The 14992-nt window shown below is 45.1% G+C and carries 13 protein-coding genes; all 13 read right to left on the bottom strand.

The genetic code is table 11. From position 1 onward, the window contains the following. A partial coding sequence (locus B2633_RS03400; RefSeq protein ID WP_483169145.1) for a calcium-binding protein occupies window positions 1–3818 on the bottom strand: 3818 nt, incomplete at its 3' end. Then, entirely contained in the window at window positions 3815–4261 is a 447-nt protein-coding gene (locus B2633_RS03405; protein ID WP_483169146.1) for a hypothetical protein, read from the bottom strand. The genes B2633_RS03405 and B2633_RS03400, both read right to left, overlap by 4 nt. Before the next feature lie 152 nt (window positions 4262–4413). After that, window positions 4414–6327, bottom strand: a complete 1914-nt coding sequence (locus B2633_RS03410) for a hypothetical protein (RefSeq protein WP_483169148.1) — start codon at window positions 6325–6327, stop codon at window positions 4414–4416. A 23-nt stretch (window positions 6328–6350) separates the two neighbouring features. Then, entirely contained in the window at window positions 6351–6746 is a 396-nt protein-coding gene (locus B2633_RS03415; RefSeq protein ID WP_483169149.1) for a hypothetical protein, read from the bottom strand. A gap of 251 nt (window positions 6747–6997) precedes the next feature. Beyond that, window positions 6998–8020: a hypothetical protein gene (locus B2633_RS03420; RefSeq protein WP_483169150.1), complete on the bottom strand. Its 1023-nt coding sequence runs from the start codon at window positions 8018–8020 to the stop codon at window positions 6998–7000. 50 nt (window positions 8021–8070) lie between these two features. Further along, the gene (locus tag B2633_RS03425) at window positions 8071–9420 is read right to left on the bottom strand and encodes an HlyD family type I secretion periplasmic adaptor subunit (protein ID WP_483169151.1); all 1350 of its coding nucleotides are present in this window, start codon (window positions 9418–9420) and stop codon (window positions 8071–8073) included. Then, complete coding sequence (locus B2633_RS03430; RefSeq protein WP_483169180.1) at window positions 9417–11312, bottom strand: type I secretion system permease/ATPase; 1896 nt, start codon at window positions 11310–11312, stop codon at window positions 9417–9419. The genes B2633_RS03425 and B2633_RS03430 overlap by 4 nt, the downstream gene beginning before the upstream one ends. 31 nt (window positions 11313–11343) lie before the next feature. Next, window positions 11344–11679, bottom strand: coding sequence for a cysteine peptidase family C39 domain-containing protein (locus B2633_RS03435; RefSeq protein ID WP_483169153.1), 336 nt, complete (start codon window positions 11677–11679; stop codon window positions 11344–11346). Window positions 11680–11896: 217 nt separating this feature from the next. After that, window positions 11897–12661 (bottom strand): LytR/AlgR family response regulator transcription factor, encoded by a 765-nt coding sequence (locus B2633_RS03440; protein WP_483169154.1) that lies wholly within the window; start codon window positions 12659–12661, stop codon window positions 11897–11899. Window positions 12662–12694: 33 nt separating this feature from the next. Then, on the bottom strand, window positions 12695–12820 hold the full coding sequence (locus B2633_RS03445) for an AgrD family cyclic lactone autoinducer peptide (RefSeq protein ID WP_481039407.1): 126 nt from the start codon (window positions 12818–12820) through the stop codon (window positions 12695–12697). 4 nt (window positions 12821–12824) lie between these two features. Beyond that, window positions 12825–13448 carry an accessory gene regulator ArgB-like protein gene (locus B2633_RS03450; protein ID WP_483169155.1) on the bottom strand — a complete coding sequence of 208 codons (624 nt, stop codon included), beginning with the start codon at window positions 13446–13448 and terminating at the stop codon, window positions 12825–12827. Next, a complete protein-coding gene (locus tag B2633_RS03455; protein ID WP_483169156.1) occupies window positions 13445–14281 on the bottom strand; it encodes a sensor histidine kinase in 837 nt (278 codons plus the stop codon). The genes B2633_RS03450 and B2633_RS03455 overlap by 4 nt, the downstream gene beginning before the upstream one ends. Beyond that, complete coding sequence (locus tag B2633_RS03460; protein WP_483169157.1) at window positions 14268–14834, bottom strand: hypothetical protein; 567 nt, start codon at window positions 14832–14834, stop codon at window positions 14268–14270. The genes B2633_RS03455 and B2633_RS03460 overlap by 14 nt, the downstream gene beginning before the upstream one ends. Window positions 14835–14992 lie beyond the last annotated feature (158 nt).

Raw genomic sequence — 14992 nt, forward strand, 5'->3', positions numbered from 1 at the left:
ATCATCCCCTGAATAGTGTCCGCAGCCTCTGTGCCGGTGGTGATAAGATTTTTAAACTGATCCTCGATGGTTGTTTTGTTCCAGACGATCCCATCACTGAAAGTTATTCTGTCTATACGGGTTGCGCTGCCGGCGAAGAAGTTTTTCACCCGCAGTTCATCTTCACTGCCTGTAACTTTGATCAGCAGGTCATTGCCGAAATCTAAAGCTCTGCTTAATAGGATTTCTCCGGAAGCAATATCGTTGAAACTTAAGATCGTTTGATCGCTGCCGCCCTTGCTGTCTATCAGGGTATCCCGGCCAAAACCGCGGGCAAATATATAGGTATCGGTACCGGTACCGCCGTTCAATATATCGTTTCCGGTACCCCCTTCCAGAATATCGTTACCTCTGTAGCCATAAATTTCATCATCTCCGCCATACCCTTTAATCGTCTGGTTAAAAGAATCGTACCCGTCATCATAGGGACTGATCAAATCATTACTTTCAGTTCCTTCCAGTACACTGGTTCTGGCTTTTACCGTTTCTATATCCCATACGGTTCCATCCGCAAAACGTATCGCTTCGATTTTGGAATAATTAGGCCCGTAGCATTCTGTATAAAAATAGTCCTTTACCATCAGTTTGTCTGGACTATTGGCAAAAGTAATTTCCAAGTTGTTGCCTGTACGTTTAAGGATCGTATCGCTGGCTTGAATGCCTTCGTTGAACTGAATGACATCGGTTTCGCCATTTATAATGGAAAAATCATCGACTTCATCTTCGCCAAATCCGCTGCTGAACTGGTATGTATCGCTGCCGCTGCCTCCCAACAGCGTATCTTTACCGGCGCTGCTGATCAGGACATCATCACCGTCGCCGGCATCGAGGGTATCGGTTCCCTCCCCGCCCTGCATGATGTCATTGCCGGCTGTGCCACTGACATAGCCCAGTTTTGCCCGGATTATGCTTTCATCCCAAAAGGTGCCGTCAGCAAACTCGATTTGCTCCACTTTATAGTCATCCGTGGGAGTAAACTGGGTTCCATTCAAATAGGATTCAAAATAGTTGTTAATAGTCAGCATATCGGAGGTTGCGGCTATGCGCAGCTGAAGATCTTTGCCGCTGCGGAATACTTCGATTTCATCGGCGGCAGTACCGGAGGCGATCCTGATTATATCGTTGTTGCCTGCAGTGCTGTCATAATCGTAAATAACATCCGCTCCGTAGCCTTTGCCAAATAAATAGATATCATTGCCGGAGCCGCCGTTCAGCTTATCATTGCCGAAGCCCCCATCCAGAACATCGTTGCCGCCGTTGCCGGTAAGACTGTCGTCTCCGTCCAGTCCACAGATGACTTCTCCGTTGTTCGTGCCATAAAGCTTGTCATTGCCGCCGCTACCAGTAATCTCAGTCTTTCCGGCCGTATCGATGATGCTTACATATTCTTCGCCAATAGCGACAAAAGCATCTCTGAAGGCATCGAAATCAACTTGATCGGTAATCTTGAGCGCATACATATTGGCCACAAACTGACCCAGCAGTTCTTTGGCCGCGGCGGGATCACTGGCAATCCCTTCTGCTATTAATGCCGCTGCTCCAGAAAGATCCAAAGCTACAGTTTCGTTAGCCGAGTCCCAGGTAAACGTGATTCTGCTGTAAATGTCTTTTAAGTGGGTTTGCTCCATGAGCTGGGCATAGATGGAAGCAGCCAGCATATCGAAGGCCTGCAGCAGGTAGGGCGCCGCTTTGCTGTGCGGATTGGGATCTTGAGTGCCCCAGCACCAGGTGCCTAGATATTCTTCTCCGAATAACTCTTCCAAGGCTTCTAATTTTCTGGCGTCAATAAAATTGCCATGATCCTGGGTAGCTCGGCTGTTAGGATCAATTCCTTCCACGCCTGCCCAGGCGTAAATAATATTGGTCACCAGTTGTTTTCTAACCTCGGGATCGCTTTCAGCCGCAAACTGCTCCACCAGTCCCTGCAGATGTCCGCTGCTGTCCCGCAGCATGGCCTGATGCAAACTGTAGACGTTGCCGAAGCCTTGCAGATCAGGGAGTCCCGCTATCTCCGGGGTTTCTTCCAGTATCTCGGTTGCTTTGGTATGCATCAGGTCGGCTTTAAACCAGACATCATCAACAGAAGCGGTGGTTCCGTCTGCTTTGATATAAGTTCCGTTCTGCAGATGCTGGTTGCCCTGGGCGTCTGTAACCATTGACTCATTGTAGCCGGTGGCTATGGAGGCAACTCCCGCATCGCCTAAGCTCATAAGCTCTTCGGCATCTGTAACTCCGTCGCCGTCCGTATCTTTCCATACTCGCAATTGGCTGTAGGCGGCATCGCTGTTGTCGATTTTGCCATCGTGGTTCTCGTCCAGTTCTGCCAGGGCGGCAAAGCCGTTGGCGGCTTTTTCGCCGTTGTTCAGTAAAGTGTTGTTACCGAATAGTTCGGAACCGTTATCGATAAAGCCATTGCCGTTGATATCTCTGACCAACAGACCGTCATCCTGGCCCACCCAGCCGGTCTGCTCGGCAAAGCCGTTAACATCGTGATCAAAATGAGTGCCGTTAGCAAGTGATATGGTTTCAACCCCGTCGCCGTCCAGGTCTATGATGAGGGGGGAGCGGATACCTTCGGCTTCTTGGAAGAGGGCCCGGAGTTCGTCCATAACAAATTCCCCTGCTTTATAACCTATATAAGCTCCTAGAGCTCCAACTATAAATGCACCTGCCGCTCCTGCTTCTACGCCTATGGTCGTAAGTATAGCAAGGGTTCTTGCGGTGGCAAGCCATCCCGCTGTACCGCCGACTGCCGAGCCGCCGGCTTCGATCAGCCAATCACCCAGGATTTGTTTGCATTTTACGGTATCACCGGCATCGTACGCTTCTTTATACTGATAGGCATCATAGGCGGTTGACACCACGAATGCTGCCCAGCCAAGTTTATTTAACCCTTCAGCAAAGTTAAATTTGCCTTGGACATAGGTCAATCTAAGGCTGGAGGATTCCAGGTCGGTCTTGGACATTTCGATTAGTGCGGCGCAAGAATATTTTGATATTCCAGCTCCAGTCGGCATTTCTATACTGCTTCCGCCCGCCAGTTTGGCGGCGTCAGTCCAAATTATTTTACCGTCTGCATCGCTTGCATAAGCAACGGTTGATAAATCTACTCGGGATTGAATGGCTATGGCTTCTCTGACCAGATCCATTCTTTGCGAATAAGTAAAGCCGTACTTTGTATTATTCAAAATAGAAGTAAGTTCTTCCTTAGCAATACCGTTTATCGAGGTTACCTTGGGGTTATCCAAAATAGTCTGCAATTCTGTTTGGGTGAACACGCTGTGATCTTTTAATTCGGTGGTAAAGGTTACTACGTTACCCTCAGCTTGTAGCATGATCTGTTTGGAAACGTAGTCATCCAGAGACAAGACCCCGTTCACACTGTAAGGTGTACGGTTGCCATCGACATCAAAAGTACCATGTAGTATATTTTTAGCAAGATCTTCGCCAACTGCTTGTTGCACGGCGAATTTGAAGTCTTGGTTATTGAGTAGTTTCCCTGCTTCAAAATCGCTGATATACACTAGGGTTCCGTTGCTGCTGTTAGATGCTACATCAGCGAATTGCCATGCGGGAATTTCCGTACCGTACATGCCTCCGTTATATGCTATGACTGTTGCTCCCGGCTTGGGTGACTCAAAATTAAATTCATCAATTTTATACTGAAGGTCTCTAGCGAATTGCTCCATCTGGGCCTCAATTAGATCTATATTCTCAGCTATTCCATTATTAGCTCGCCAAGATTCAACATAATCAATTACATCATTAATATTAGTCATCTTTCCACCTCCCTAATAAATGATGGTGGTACAATTCGGTCAAAATTCACTTTTACAATATGGTCCCTTCTATAACCTGAACCGTGTGCATCTATGCCTTCCTTTATCAGTTCAATAACCTGATCTTTATACGGTTTTAAACTTTCGGGAATCTCTATCCGGGTTATTTTCCACCACATCTCTACGCCGGACTTATAATTCCCTTTACCATCACTATAAGTCTCCAAATTAATTACTTTGTTTTTCCATACTAGTGCATAAAACATAGGTATCTCCGTAACGTAAGCACCTTTCCCCCCCAAAGCCACTAAAAAGATGTCTCGTTCCCGATCAATCGTCCATTTATTTGCTTTATTGGGTTCATGTGTTACTGGATTTTTAAAACTGAAAGAATTAAATCTTTCCTTGTCCGCCTCAGGAATTTTTTCATTTACAAATGCCATCTTTCTCATCCTTCCATCATTTTAATAAGGAATAAATGTTTCTGGTTCACCTCCTGATCAATTATTTGTATATAGTGATTGTTCCGTTTATTGCTGCGTACACAAATTAGGATAGTTCTTGCTTGTATTAAATCCCACAAACAACAACCATCCTAACTTGCATTTAATAAATTATGCAGATGTCCGCTGCTGTCCCGCAGCATGGCCTGATGCAAACTGTAGACGTTGCCGAAGCCTTGCAGATCAGGCAGTCCGGCTATCTCCGGGGTTTCTTCCAGTATCTCGGTTGCTTTGGTATGCATCAGGTCGGCTTTGAACCAGACATCATCAACAGAAGCGGTAGTCCCGTCTGCTTTGGTATAAGTTCCGTTCTGCAGATGCTGGTTGCCCTGGGCGTCTGTAACCATTGACTCATTGTAGCCGGTGGCTATGGAGGCAACTCCCGCATCGCCTAAGCTCATAAGCTCTCCGGCATCTGTGACTCCGTCGCCGTCCGTATCTTTCCATACCCGCAATTGGCTGTAGGCGGCATCGCTGCTGTCGATTTTGCCGTCGTGGTTCTCGTCCAGTTCCGCCAGGGCGGCAAAGCCGTTGGCGGCTTTTTCGCCGTTGTTCAGTAACGTGTTGTTGCCGAATAATTCGGAACCGTTATCGATAAGGCCATTGCCGTTGATATCTCTGACCAACAGACCGTCATCCTGGTCCACCCAGCCGGTCTGCTCGGCAAAGCCGTTGTTGTCATGGTCAAAATGGATACCGTGGGCAAGAGAGATGGTTTCCACTCCATCGCCGTCCAGATCTATGATGAGGGGGGAGCGGATACCTTCGGCTTCTTGGAAGAGGGCCCGGAGTTCGTCCATGAGTTCGCTGAAGGCATGGCCAGCTTCATAGCCTATGACAGCCCCAAAAATACCAGCTGTAAATACGCCCACGACACCAGCGGCAACGCCCCATGGACCAAGACTGGCAAGACCGGCCAGAATTGGTGCCGCCACGCTCGTTGTGATTCCAGAACCGGCAATCGCTCCTGCCATACTCAGCAGCCAATCCTGAATAATATTTTCACATGCAGCGGTGTCACCGGCTTGATAGGCTTCATAGGCATCATGAGCTGCGAAAGCCGCGGAGACTCCAATCAATACGACGCCCACTGAACCTATGACCTTGCCTGTCGTGTTTAGTGCTTCGAAATATTTAGGGGTATAGACTACCTTATTCATAGCTGATTTTAATTCTGAATATGCCGACAGGTCAGTTTGGCTAAGCACCCCAATGAGATCACTGCAGGCAACTTTGGTTATTCCGGGTCCTTCCGGCGCTATAGTGCTGCTTCCGCTTGTCAGCTTCGCAATGTTAGTCCATATGGCTTCACCCTGGGCATTGGTTGCATACTCAACTGTTGATAGTCTTAGCCTGGATTCAAGGGTTATGATTTGACGTATGAAACTTGTTGCTTCTCCCTCTGCATACCCAACATTTATAAAATCATTCTTAATACTGATTAGATCCGCTTTAGGAATACCATTGATGCTCTGAACATTTTGATTGGCAAGAAGCCTCGGAAGCTCTGTTTCCCACCATACTCTGCCTGTTTGAGCATCGGGAACGATGCATTCTACGTTTCCGGCGGTTATTTCCACAAATGCGGCAGAGCGGTTGGCCCAGGGCCCATCGGTTGCATCATATAGGTAGTTATTAACCGCTTCTGTTAACTGGGTTGCATTCTCTGGCAAGGCGAATGCTGGATTTTCATTTTTGAATGCAGTTTCTAACGAATCTAAAAATCGGACATCATTTAGAAATTCGCCAGCAGAAGTGCGGTCTATTATTCTCGCCATAGTTCCTTCCGCTTCTGCAATTGCAGCAGCTAGATCGCCTGAATATGAACCTGCAGTTATTGACCCACTATATAGATAGGTAGTAGAGTTAGGTCCCGCTTGCGGATCTACTACTGATACTCGCTCCACAATAGCGGTCAGATCTGCTTTAGTTACATTCTCAGGATGAGACATTAATTCTGTTAATTGAGCAATAGCCTCAGTATAAGATAAACTTTCAATACTCAAATCTCGTTCCTCCTCTCAGCATACTAGAAATTAAATTCAACGCTAGTTTTTTGGTTCATAGCATTAAAAGGTTCATTAGGGTTTCCATTAAATCCGTAAACCGCGAGCGCATCTTTTAGACTTTGGATAATCTCGCTTTGTTTTTCTTTCAACTCCTCCGGGATCTTTATATAGATTAATTCCCATGTGCGAGGAGAGCCCTTAACCCAGAGATCTCTTAATTTCACCGGTACGTATATGCCCTCCCAGCCTAGCAGAAAATATTTGTCATGTGGTTCCTCCCGTTCCTGGAGTGCCCATAGCAAAAATATGTTTTTTTCTCGATCGATTGTCCATCGGTATGGTTTTAGGGTCATTAATCTGTTACCCGGATTTTTTATTGCTTTGGCTGCAAAATCAGCCATTTCTTCTTTGGTCATATGTTCGTTTACAAATGCCATCTTTCTCATCCTTCCATCATTTTAATAAGGAATAAATGTTTCTGGTTCACCTCCTGATCAATTATTTGTATATAGCGACTGTTCCGTTTATTGCTGCGAACACAAGTTAGGATGGTTCTTGCTTGTGGTAAACCCCACAAACAACAACCATCCTAACTTGCGTTTAGTTGTTTTTGTCGTCATATATCTATGTTTATTGCTAATATTGGGGCGCGGCAGGTAGTTTTGCACTATTCGTTAGCCGCCTTTGAACTAAACACAGTCTCGCACGTATTGCACTTCCAGCAGTTGAACTTGCAGTTGCGGGTGATTTTCTCCCACGCTTCCCTGTTTCTATCACTCAAACCCAGAGATTCAAAGTACTGGTACTTAGCTAAAAAGACAATCTCCTCTCCCGCCGCATACCGTTTCACAATGTCCATTGAACTCTCAAACAGCTGTCGCATTATCCTTCCTTGAAGCTTTAACACTTGCACATATTCCAGATATTCTTCAATTCCCTTTCTGGTACTAGGCAGATCGGCCACCAACAGCTGGAAATGCGGTATCTCCTTCCTCCATTTGGAACAGCTTACAGATGAGATGGTTTGTGAAAAATATGCACTATCTTTGTCTGAATTGCAGTTAAGGTAATAATGCTCATCCCGCAGAGGGCACTTACCTCGGCATATTTCGTTTAGCAGAAGTGAAATAGGTACTTTATAGTGATCATACGCCGCTTTGAGCTCGGTCAGTGCATCCCTGTCTCGAATAACTGAACAGTCTAAATTCACCAGGTCAAATCCACCTTCAGCTGCATTGGCATATTCCTGCGCATTGTACACTCGGCGCAGTACCGTGTTCTTCACCAAAAGCTCCGGGTACTCTTGCTTAATCCGGCCTGTTCTGATCCAATGTGAATGAGGGATCGTCACTGACCGCAGACCCGCATCGTAATAGGGCTTCAGGTTTTTGATGAATAGTTCTAGGTTTTCCTCATTGGGAAGCACTGAAAAATTATTGAAGGTGGCAGAAGCCTTAACTCCAAACCGATCCTGACACCACATCATGAACCCGAATACATCCTGTGTTGCCTCATCTGAATATACATTGCCAATGCCCATGGCATCATTGGTGAAAGGCGGCAAAAAGCAAGAAAAGTAAATATCGTACAGATAGTCATGATATTCCTTCACAAAGGGTACGAAAAGCCGGTTGATTTCGTCTCCATTCATGGTTGCATTAAGGGGCATGGAAAATATTTTCTTATTCATGCTATCTCCTCTGTCACCATAATAAGTTTTTTACGCACAATTCTGATTCTTTATCTTAGCTCAAACCCATCCTTGACCTCTTCCACCCCCGGCAGGAAAAACTCAATAATTCTCCTCGTTCCGGTCTTCACTTCTGCCTGGGCGGTCATGCCAGGGCTGATGGGCATATCTTTGTTTCCGACTTTAAGAGTGGTTTCCTGGGGTTTTACCTTAATTTTGTATACATAGCCCTGCTTTTCATCCTCGATGGCGTCTGGGCTGATATTAACGATTTCACCAGGGATGGCGCCATACTTTTGGAAGGGGAAGGTATCCAGTTTGATGTCCACCTGCTGGCCGGTGTGTACGAAGCCAATGTCTTTGTTGAGAACCATGGCCTCCAATACTAGAGGGGTGTTGTCGGGCACTATGGTAACGATTGGAGTTTCGCTGCTTACAAGACCCCCAATCGTGTTGGCAGATACTCCCTGCACAATGCCGTCAACAGGGGCGATGACGCTTTGAAGGCTGAGGCGTTTGGCCGTTTTCTCTACTTCCTTCTCCAGTTCCTGGATGGCTTTATCTTTAGCAACCAGTTCTTCCATAACTGTTTTCTGGTAGTCCACAGTACTCAGGGCCACATCGGTTTGTTTTCCGTCTATCTGGGTCTGATAAAAATCGATCTGGGATAATTGAAAATCCCGTTGCTGTTGCATAAGTTCTAACTCGTTTTGCTTTTTTATGAGGTCCTGAGCCGCAACTGCACCAGCATCGGTCAACGTTTTCTGGATTCGCACCTCATCTTCCAGGATGCGGATCTTTGTTTCGATCTGACCCAGGGTTTTCTGGGCCATGGTAAGTTCTTCGGCGCTCTGGGCAACGGTGGTGCGCAGGGAGTTCTGCATCTGGGACTGTTTCTGCTGCTTCAAGGTACCCAGTTCCTTTTGGCGCAGCAGCACTTCGGGGTCGATACCTAGACTGCTGTTCTCTTGCAGGAGGGTGTCAATCTTACTGCTGTTCCCTTCCCAGGCTGCCTGGAGCAAGGCCCGTTCGACCCTGGCGGTGTCCAGGGCGATTTTTAGTTTATCAAGCTCAGCCGCGTTAATAGTAGTGTCCAGTTCGATTAGCAGCTGGCCCATTTCAACATGCTGGCCTTCCTGCACATGGATGGCAGTGATAACTCCGCCCTCCATGCTCTGAATGACTTTAATGTTACCATCTGGAATCAGTTTTCCAGAGGCTGTGGCTACTTCATCTATCTGTCCTATAATTGCCCACAGTATGCATAGGATAATGATGGCAAGGATGCCCCAAATAATGCGCTTTCCCAGTGGCGATTCAGGCTTTTCGATGATTTCAAGGGCAGCAGGCAGGAATTCTGTCCGGTAGTCTTTTTCTTTATCAATCTTAAACAGCTTCATGCGGTAACCTCCTGGCTGTCGTCCTTTATAGCTTCAGCTGAGGATGCAGTAGGAGCGGCGGGTACAGACGATGCAAATACCTCTGCCTGCCGCCCCGGCGTAAACGATTGGGCATTATTCTTTGGCGGCACACTGCCAAATTGTTGATTGTAAAGATGATAATAAAGTCCTTTATGAGCCAGGAGAGCCTTTTCCGGGCCGTACTCAACAAGATTCCCTTTATCCAGCACCATGATGGCATCAGCACTTCGCAGGGTGGAGAGACGATGGGCAATGATGAGAACAGTACGGCCTGCACAAATTTTGGCAAGATTTTTCTGGATTATATTTTCCGATTCATAATCTAGGGCCGAAGTGGCTTCATCAAAGATTAATATCCTCGGATTTGCAAGAAGAGCCCGGGCGATAGCCAAACGCTGGCGTTGCCCCCCGGAGAGGGCTTCACCTTTTTCACCAACCTGGGTATCATATCCTTCGGGGAGCTCCAGGATGAATTCATGGGCGCCTGCCATAGATGCACAGTTGATTATTTCTTCCATGGCCGCAGCCGGCTTATGAATGCAGATGTTGTCTTTGACGGTGCCGTTGAAGAGGAAGTTCTCTTGAAGCACTACACCGATCTGTCTTCTGAGCCAGTGTGGATCAGCCAAGGCTATGTCATGGCCATCAATGAGAATCTTACCGCCTTCGGGTATATAGAGCCGCTGGATGACTTTGCTCATGGTGCTTTTCCCGGATCCGCTACGACCAACGATCCCAATGACTTTACCGGCCGGGATGATAAAACTAATGTTTCTCAGGGCTTCCGGTGCGTCCATTCGGTAGCGGAAGGTGAGATTCTGAAATTCGATATATCCCCTAATGGTAGGCAACCGCATTTTCTGCATATCGGAATGAGGTTCGGGCTGAGCATTGAAGACGTCCCCTAATCTCTCCAGAGATACAGCAGTCTGTTGGAATTCCTGCCATAGGTTTACAATGCGAAGTATGGGACCACTGACCTGACCGGAAAGCATCCGGAAAGCGATGAATTGACCTATGGTAATTGCACCAGTGATGACGAGGTGGACTCCGGTCCACAATAGTGCTAAATCGGTTACACGCTGGATGGCTTGCCCTACGGCTCCGGCACTGCCGCCGATGATGCTGGTTTTGAAGCTGGCCTCCACATAACTGGCGATTTTATCCTCCCACCGTCTTTGGGTGAGGGGCTCCAGAGCAAAGCTCTTTATAGTCTGGACACCGCTCACGTTTTCCACTAGGAAGCTCTGCATATCTGCCCCAGTGTTGAATTTCTCTTCCAACTGGTTTTTAAACATGGGGGTGATGATAAGGGATAGGGCAGCATAAATAGGTAATGACGCCAGTACAATCCACGTTAACGTGTGACTGTACAGAAACATCACGAATATGTAGACGCCGAGAAACATCACATCTAATATAGTGGTAAGTGGCGTTCCTGTTAGAAAGCGCCGGATGTTCTCCACTTCCCTTACCCTTGCTATGGTATCTCCCACCCGGCGCACTTCAAAGTATCGGAGGGGCAGTTTGAATAGATGGTCGAAAAGCCGAGCAGAAAGGATTACATCGATACGGTTGGTAGTATGGGAGAACACGTAGTTCTTAGCCAGGGACAAGAGCATCTCAAAAACCACTATGACAGCAAGACCGATCATGAGTACCTTAAGGGTGGTGAAGCCTTTGTGCATCAGCACTTTATCAATGATAACCTGCATTACAAGAGGAGAAGCCAGGCCTATTATCTGCAGGGCAAATGCCGCCAGCAGCACATCGATCAGGGGCTTTTTGTACTTGATTATGGTAGGTATGAACCATTTGAGCCCGAAGGTCATCTTCCGCAATGTAATTTCCTTATGCTTGCAGAGGATCACTTCCCCGGAGAACCGCTCTAATAATAACTTTTCATCCCACTTGCTCAGGATGACCCTTTTCCGGGTCCAGCACCAGTGCCTTCCCCTCTTCCATTTTGGCCAAAACAATAAACCCTCCCTGGGTATCGCCAAGGAGGCATGGAACGGGCTGTTTGAAAAGAGCCCCGGTCTGTACCCGGACGCTCTTCATTTTGAGGTTGGATTTTTTTCCGATTAGCATGATTTCATCACGGTTGGGATCTCGCCCTTCCAAGTTGAAGCTATGGTCTATTTGAACTCCGTCTAGTGCTACTTGATTGAGCTGGGCTAGGATAATTAAGCTTCGCAGGGATTTTCCCATCGTGTTTTCGTTTTCGGCTTCCGACATTATTCCTCCGCAGGATGGCTTATAATTAGAAAAAATTGTCCTATATTTTCCTTTTAAGTATATTTTATATTGCTATGGTATAATATTCAATAAATATTTCCTTTTTTATCCTTTCATTTTCCTAGATACTCTGAGTCAGCCTGGGGCCCCAGGCATAAAAGGCAAATCCAGGAGGGGCCATGGCGGTTTGCTGGAAGCGGCGGGGACTGTGTTTTTGTTAACTATCTTCGTTTTTCGTGGGCGGTTGGGTTAGACAAACGAACCCTTCGGTTTGGTCATTGATTATTTGTAAATACTGGCAATATTTATTTCTGCTCATACTCGCTGTCAGCTCGTAATTGTCAAAGCTGACCATGTATGACCTGTTATCGTCTTTATATACTTTTTTCACTTTACTCAAATTAATAAGGTAGGATTTGTGAGCTCTAAAGAAGGAACTACTGAGGTTTTTCTCAATTTCGTCAAGAGACAGATACAGCTTGTGTATTCTGTCGCCGGTGTGTATATAAGCTACATTGCCATATTTCTCCACAAATAGAATATCCGCCTTGCTAATATGATAACATTCACCTTTCCCTTTGATAATGATGCTGGTGGGGATGGTATTCCTCTGCCTGACCTTATCGGCGATCTCTTTGATCAACGCCTTGAGTTTAGATTTATTAATGGGTTTAATTATATAATCATAAGGGTGGACCAAAAAAGATTGCAGAGCATATTTAGTATAACCAGTGATAAATACCATAAAACAGTCAGGGTTGATACTAAATATGCTTCTGGCTACAGCTAATCCACTGATGTCTCCCGGGCATAGTTCTATATCCAGGAGAATACAGGATGGTCTATGTTTCTGAGCAAGCTCAATCGCTTCACTGCTGCTTGAAGTAGCATAAGTTCCTGTCACTTCTGGTATTTCATTCACAATTTTTTTTAAGAATTCCCGATTATATTCTTCGTCTTCAAGAATTAGGACCTCAAACAACATAAACCCTTCTTTGTGCTTTTTTTGTTCTATTTACTTTTCCGGTGAATCTGGCTCATAGAGTAAGAATAGTTTAAATGCGTTCATGTTTGCCGCGCTTACGACGGTCAATACTAATGCAAATGCTGACGCAAATGGTACTAACAGTTTCTTCATCATAATGTCACCTCCTTTTTTTGCCGATTATATCAACAGTGTGGTCAACCACTCCGATGATACCGTAACCTATGGGGGTAATCAGAAGAAGGCTTATCAATGCACCCCAAGTCAAGGCGACGCTTTCTGCCGATTTACCGTTATGCATCAAAATAAAGGCCGTGATGACATAAATAATTAAGGCGATTAGCATATAAACTTTTCTGATATAACGAACCTTGATATCAGTGATATTGTATTTATGGGTACCAGCCGGAACCCATTTTATGGTGGTGTAGATTCCCATCAGTAATGCCGTTATGATTAGATCCGTTAAAAAATTGATGGGGATTTCAAGAGTACTCAAATAGCCAAAAACCACAAAAACAAGAGTACTGACCACTATACAACGATTTCCCGAACTCATGTGCACCCCTCCGCCAATACACCTGAGCGGGGCAAATATCGCCAGGAAGATCAAGGTGTTCTTAATAGTGCCCAATAGAAATGCCAGCCCTGCAACCAGTGTCATAGTTATCAATAATAATAAAAGGATCTCTATCGAATAGGCATACCATGCTGCACTGTTGTCACTGGATTCTAATATGCCGGCTAACTGTTGCGCGATTTTCCTGGATAGCGTTTGAATCAATTTTTCAACACCTTACTGGGTAGTCTGATCCTAATATGGGTATTATCATCACAATTAATTTCTATTTGGCCATTATGTTTTTTGAGTAGTTTTTGGACTATATATAAACCGTAGCCGCGGTATTCTGATATTTTTGTACTCACTCCGGCTTGAAAAACATCAACTCCGGCCGGCATGGCCGCTCCATTGTTATAAACATCGATTATATAAGAATCATGATCCTGCCTGAACTCAATCTCAACCCTGGGCTTGTCAGCTTCAACTGCGGCTTCCAGGGCGTTATCAACCAGATTTCCCACGATACTGCAGACATCCCTTGAAGGTATATCAAGATTAGACAATTCCGAATGTAAAAAAATTCCCACGTCAATGCCCTTTTTCTCGGCGGCGGCCTTTTTACTGTTCAATAATGCCGATAAAGCCGGATGATCAATGTAGCACATTTCATATTGCGGTATAATACCCTCGGTTATACTGTCCATATAATCGATGGCCTCATCAATACGGCCCAGCCCCATTAATGATTGAATAGCCTGCATATGCTTGGAATATTCGTGTCTTTCAGCTTGCAGGGTTCTTATGAGTTCTTCTACCTGAGTAAGATGGTTCTTCATCATTAAGGCTTTGGTTCTATAGACTCGGTGCCGGCCAATATTTTTTACCGAAATTAAACTGATAACACACATGATGAGGATGATTAAATTGATAAAAGGTATGGCCTGTTTAAGATAACCCAGGTTTTCAACTACTATTATTTCAGTATTGATGGTTATCACCAGTAAGGTCTGTAAAAGAATAGTAATAATCACAAAATAATCACTATCTTTGTTCATCGTTTTCCCCTAGCTCACCAAGACTGATTAGAACAAAGTTAAAACGTTTAACTACCAATAATACTGCTATGGTGACTAAAAATACGGGGATATAGGTGAATATATTCAGTACTGCGTCAACCAATAATTTCTCTGCTATATCAGGACGTATCCACAATAACACCTGTATAACTAAGCTTTCAATCACTCCGGAAACCATGATTCCCAACAAACAGGCAATCAAGGTCTTTTTCAGATGTATTTTAAGTATCAAGCCAGTGATGATTATCAAAAATGTGGTGAGAATAAGTGTATTTAATACCAGTGGAATAGCCAAAGGCCGGACAAAATAAGTTGCGATAGCAAATAAAAGCGCGCACAAAATGCTTTTCTTAAAATCCACACTGATATTACACAAGCTAAAACCGATGTAGATCACCAAAACGGCCTGTGGAATTGAAATAAATAGTACAAGAAACCACGGTATATATTGCAACTCTATTCCTCCATTAATTGGAGTGTCTTTATTAAACTTCTTTAAATTAACTGTATTTCCTTTTGTTAGATTTGACAATTTATCAGCATAAAAGGCTTAATCATACCTTTTGGTTTTTTATATGACAACATTCCTTGTCATTTTCCACGCATCGCAGCAGTAGATGCCACAGATTAAAGTTCATAACCACTCTTGACAGGCAACCTTACATACTGTATATATTAATTATAAACACT

This window comes from Syntrophomonas sp. UBA1041 (assembly GCF_002316705.1).
Taxonomy (GTDB): Bacteria; Bacillota; Syntrophomonadia; order Syntrophomonadales; family Syntrophomonadaceae; genus DTU019.

Bases quoted from the DNA above. Each gene is read 5' to 3' on its own strand.
- B2633_RS03405 (WP_483169146.1), bottom strand. From the start codon at position 4,261: ATGGCATTTGTAAATGAAAAAATTCCTGAGGCGGACAAGGAAAGATTT.
- B2633_RS03415 (WP_483169149.1), bottom strand. From the start codon at position 6,746: ATGACCAAAGAAGAAATGGCTGATTTTGCAGCCAAAGCAATAAAAAAT.
- B2633_RS03420 (WP_483169150.1), bottom strand. From the start codon at position 8,020: ATGAATAAGAAAATATTTTCCATGCCCCTTAATGCAACCATGAATGGA.
- B2633_RS03425 (WP_483169151.1), bottom strand. From the start codon at position 9,420: ATGAAGCTGTTTAAGATTGATAAAGAAAAAGACTACCGGACAGAATTC.
- B2633_RS03435 (WP_483169153.1), bottom strand. From the start codon at position 11,679: ATGTCGGAAGCCGAAAACGAAAACACGATGGGAAAATCCCTGCGAAGC.
- B2633_RS03445 (WP_481039407.1), bottom strand. From the start codon at position 12,820: ATGATGAAGAAACTGTTAGTACCATTTGCGTCAGCATTTGCATTAGTA.
- B2633_RS03455 (WP_483169156.1), bottom strand. From the start codon at position 14,281: ATGAACAAAGATAGTGATTATTTTGTGATTATTACTATTCTTTTACAG.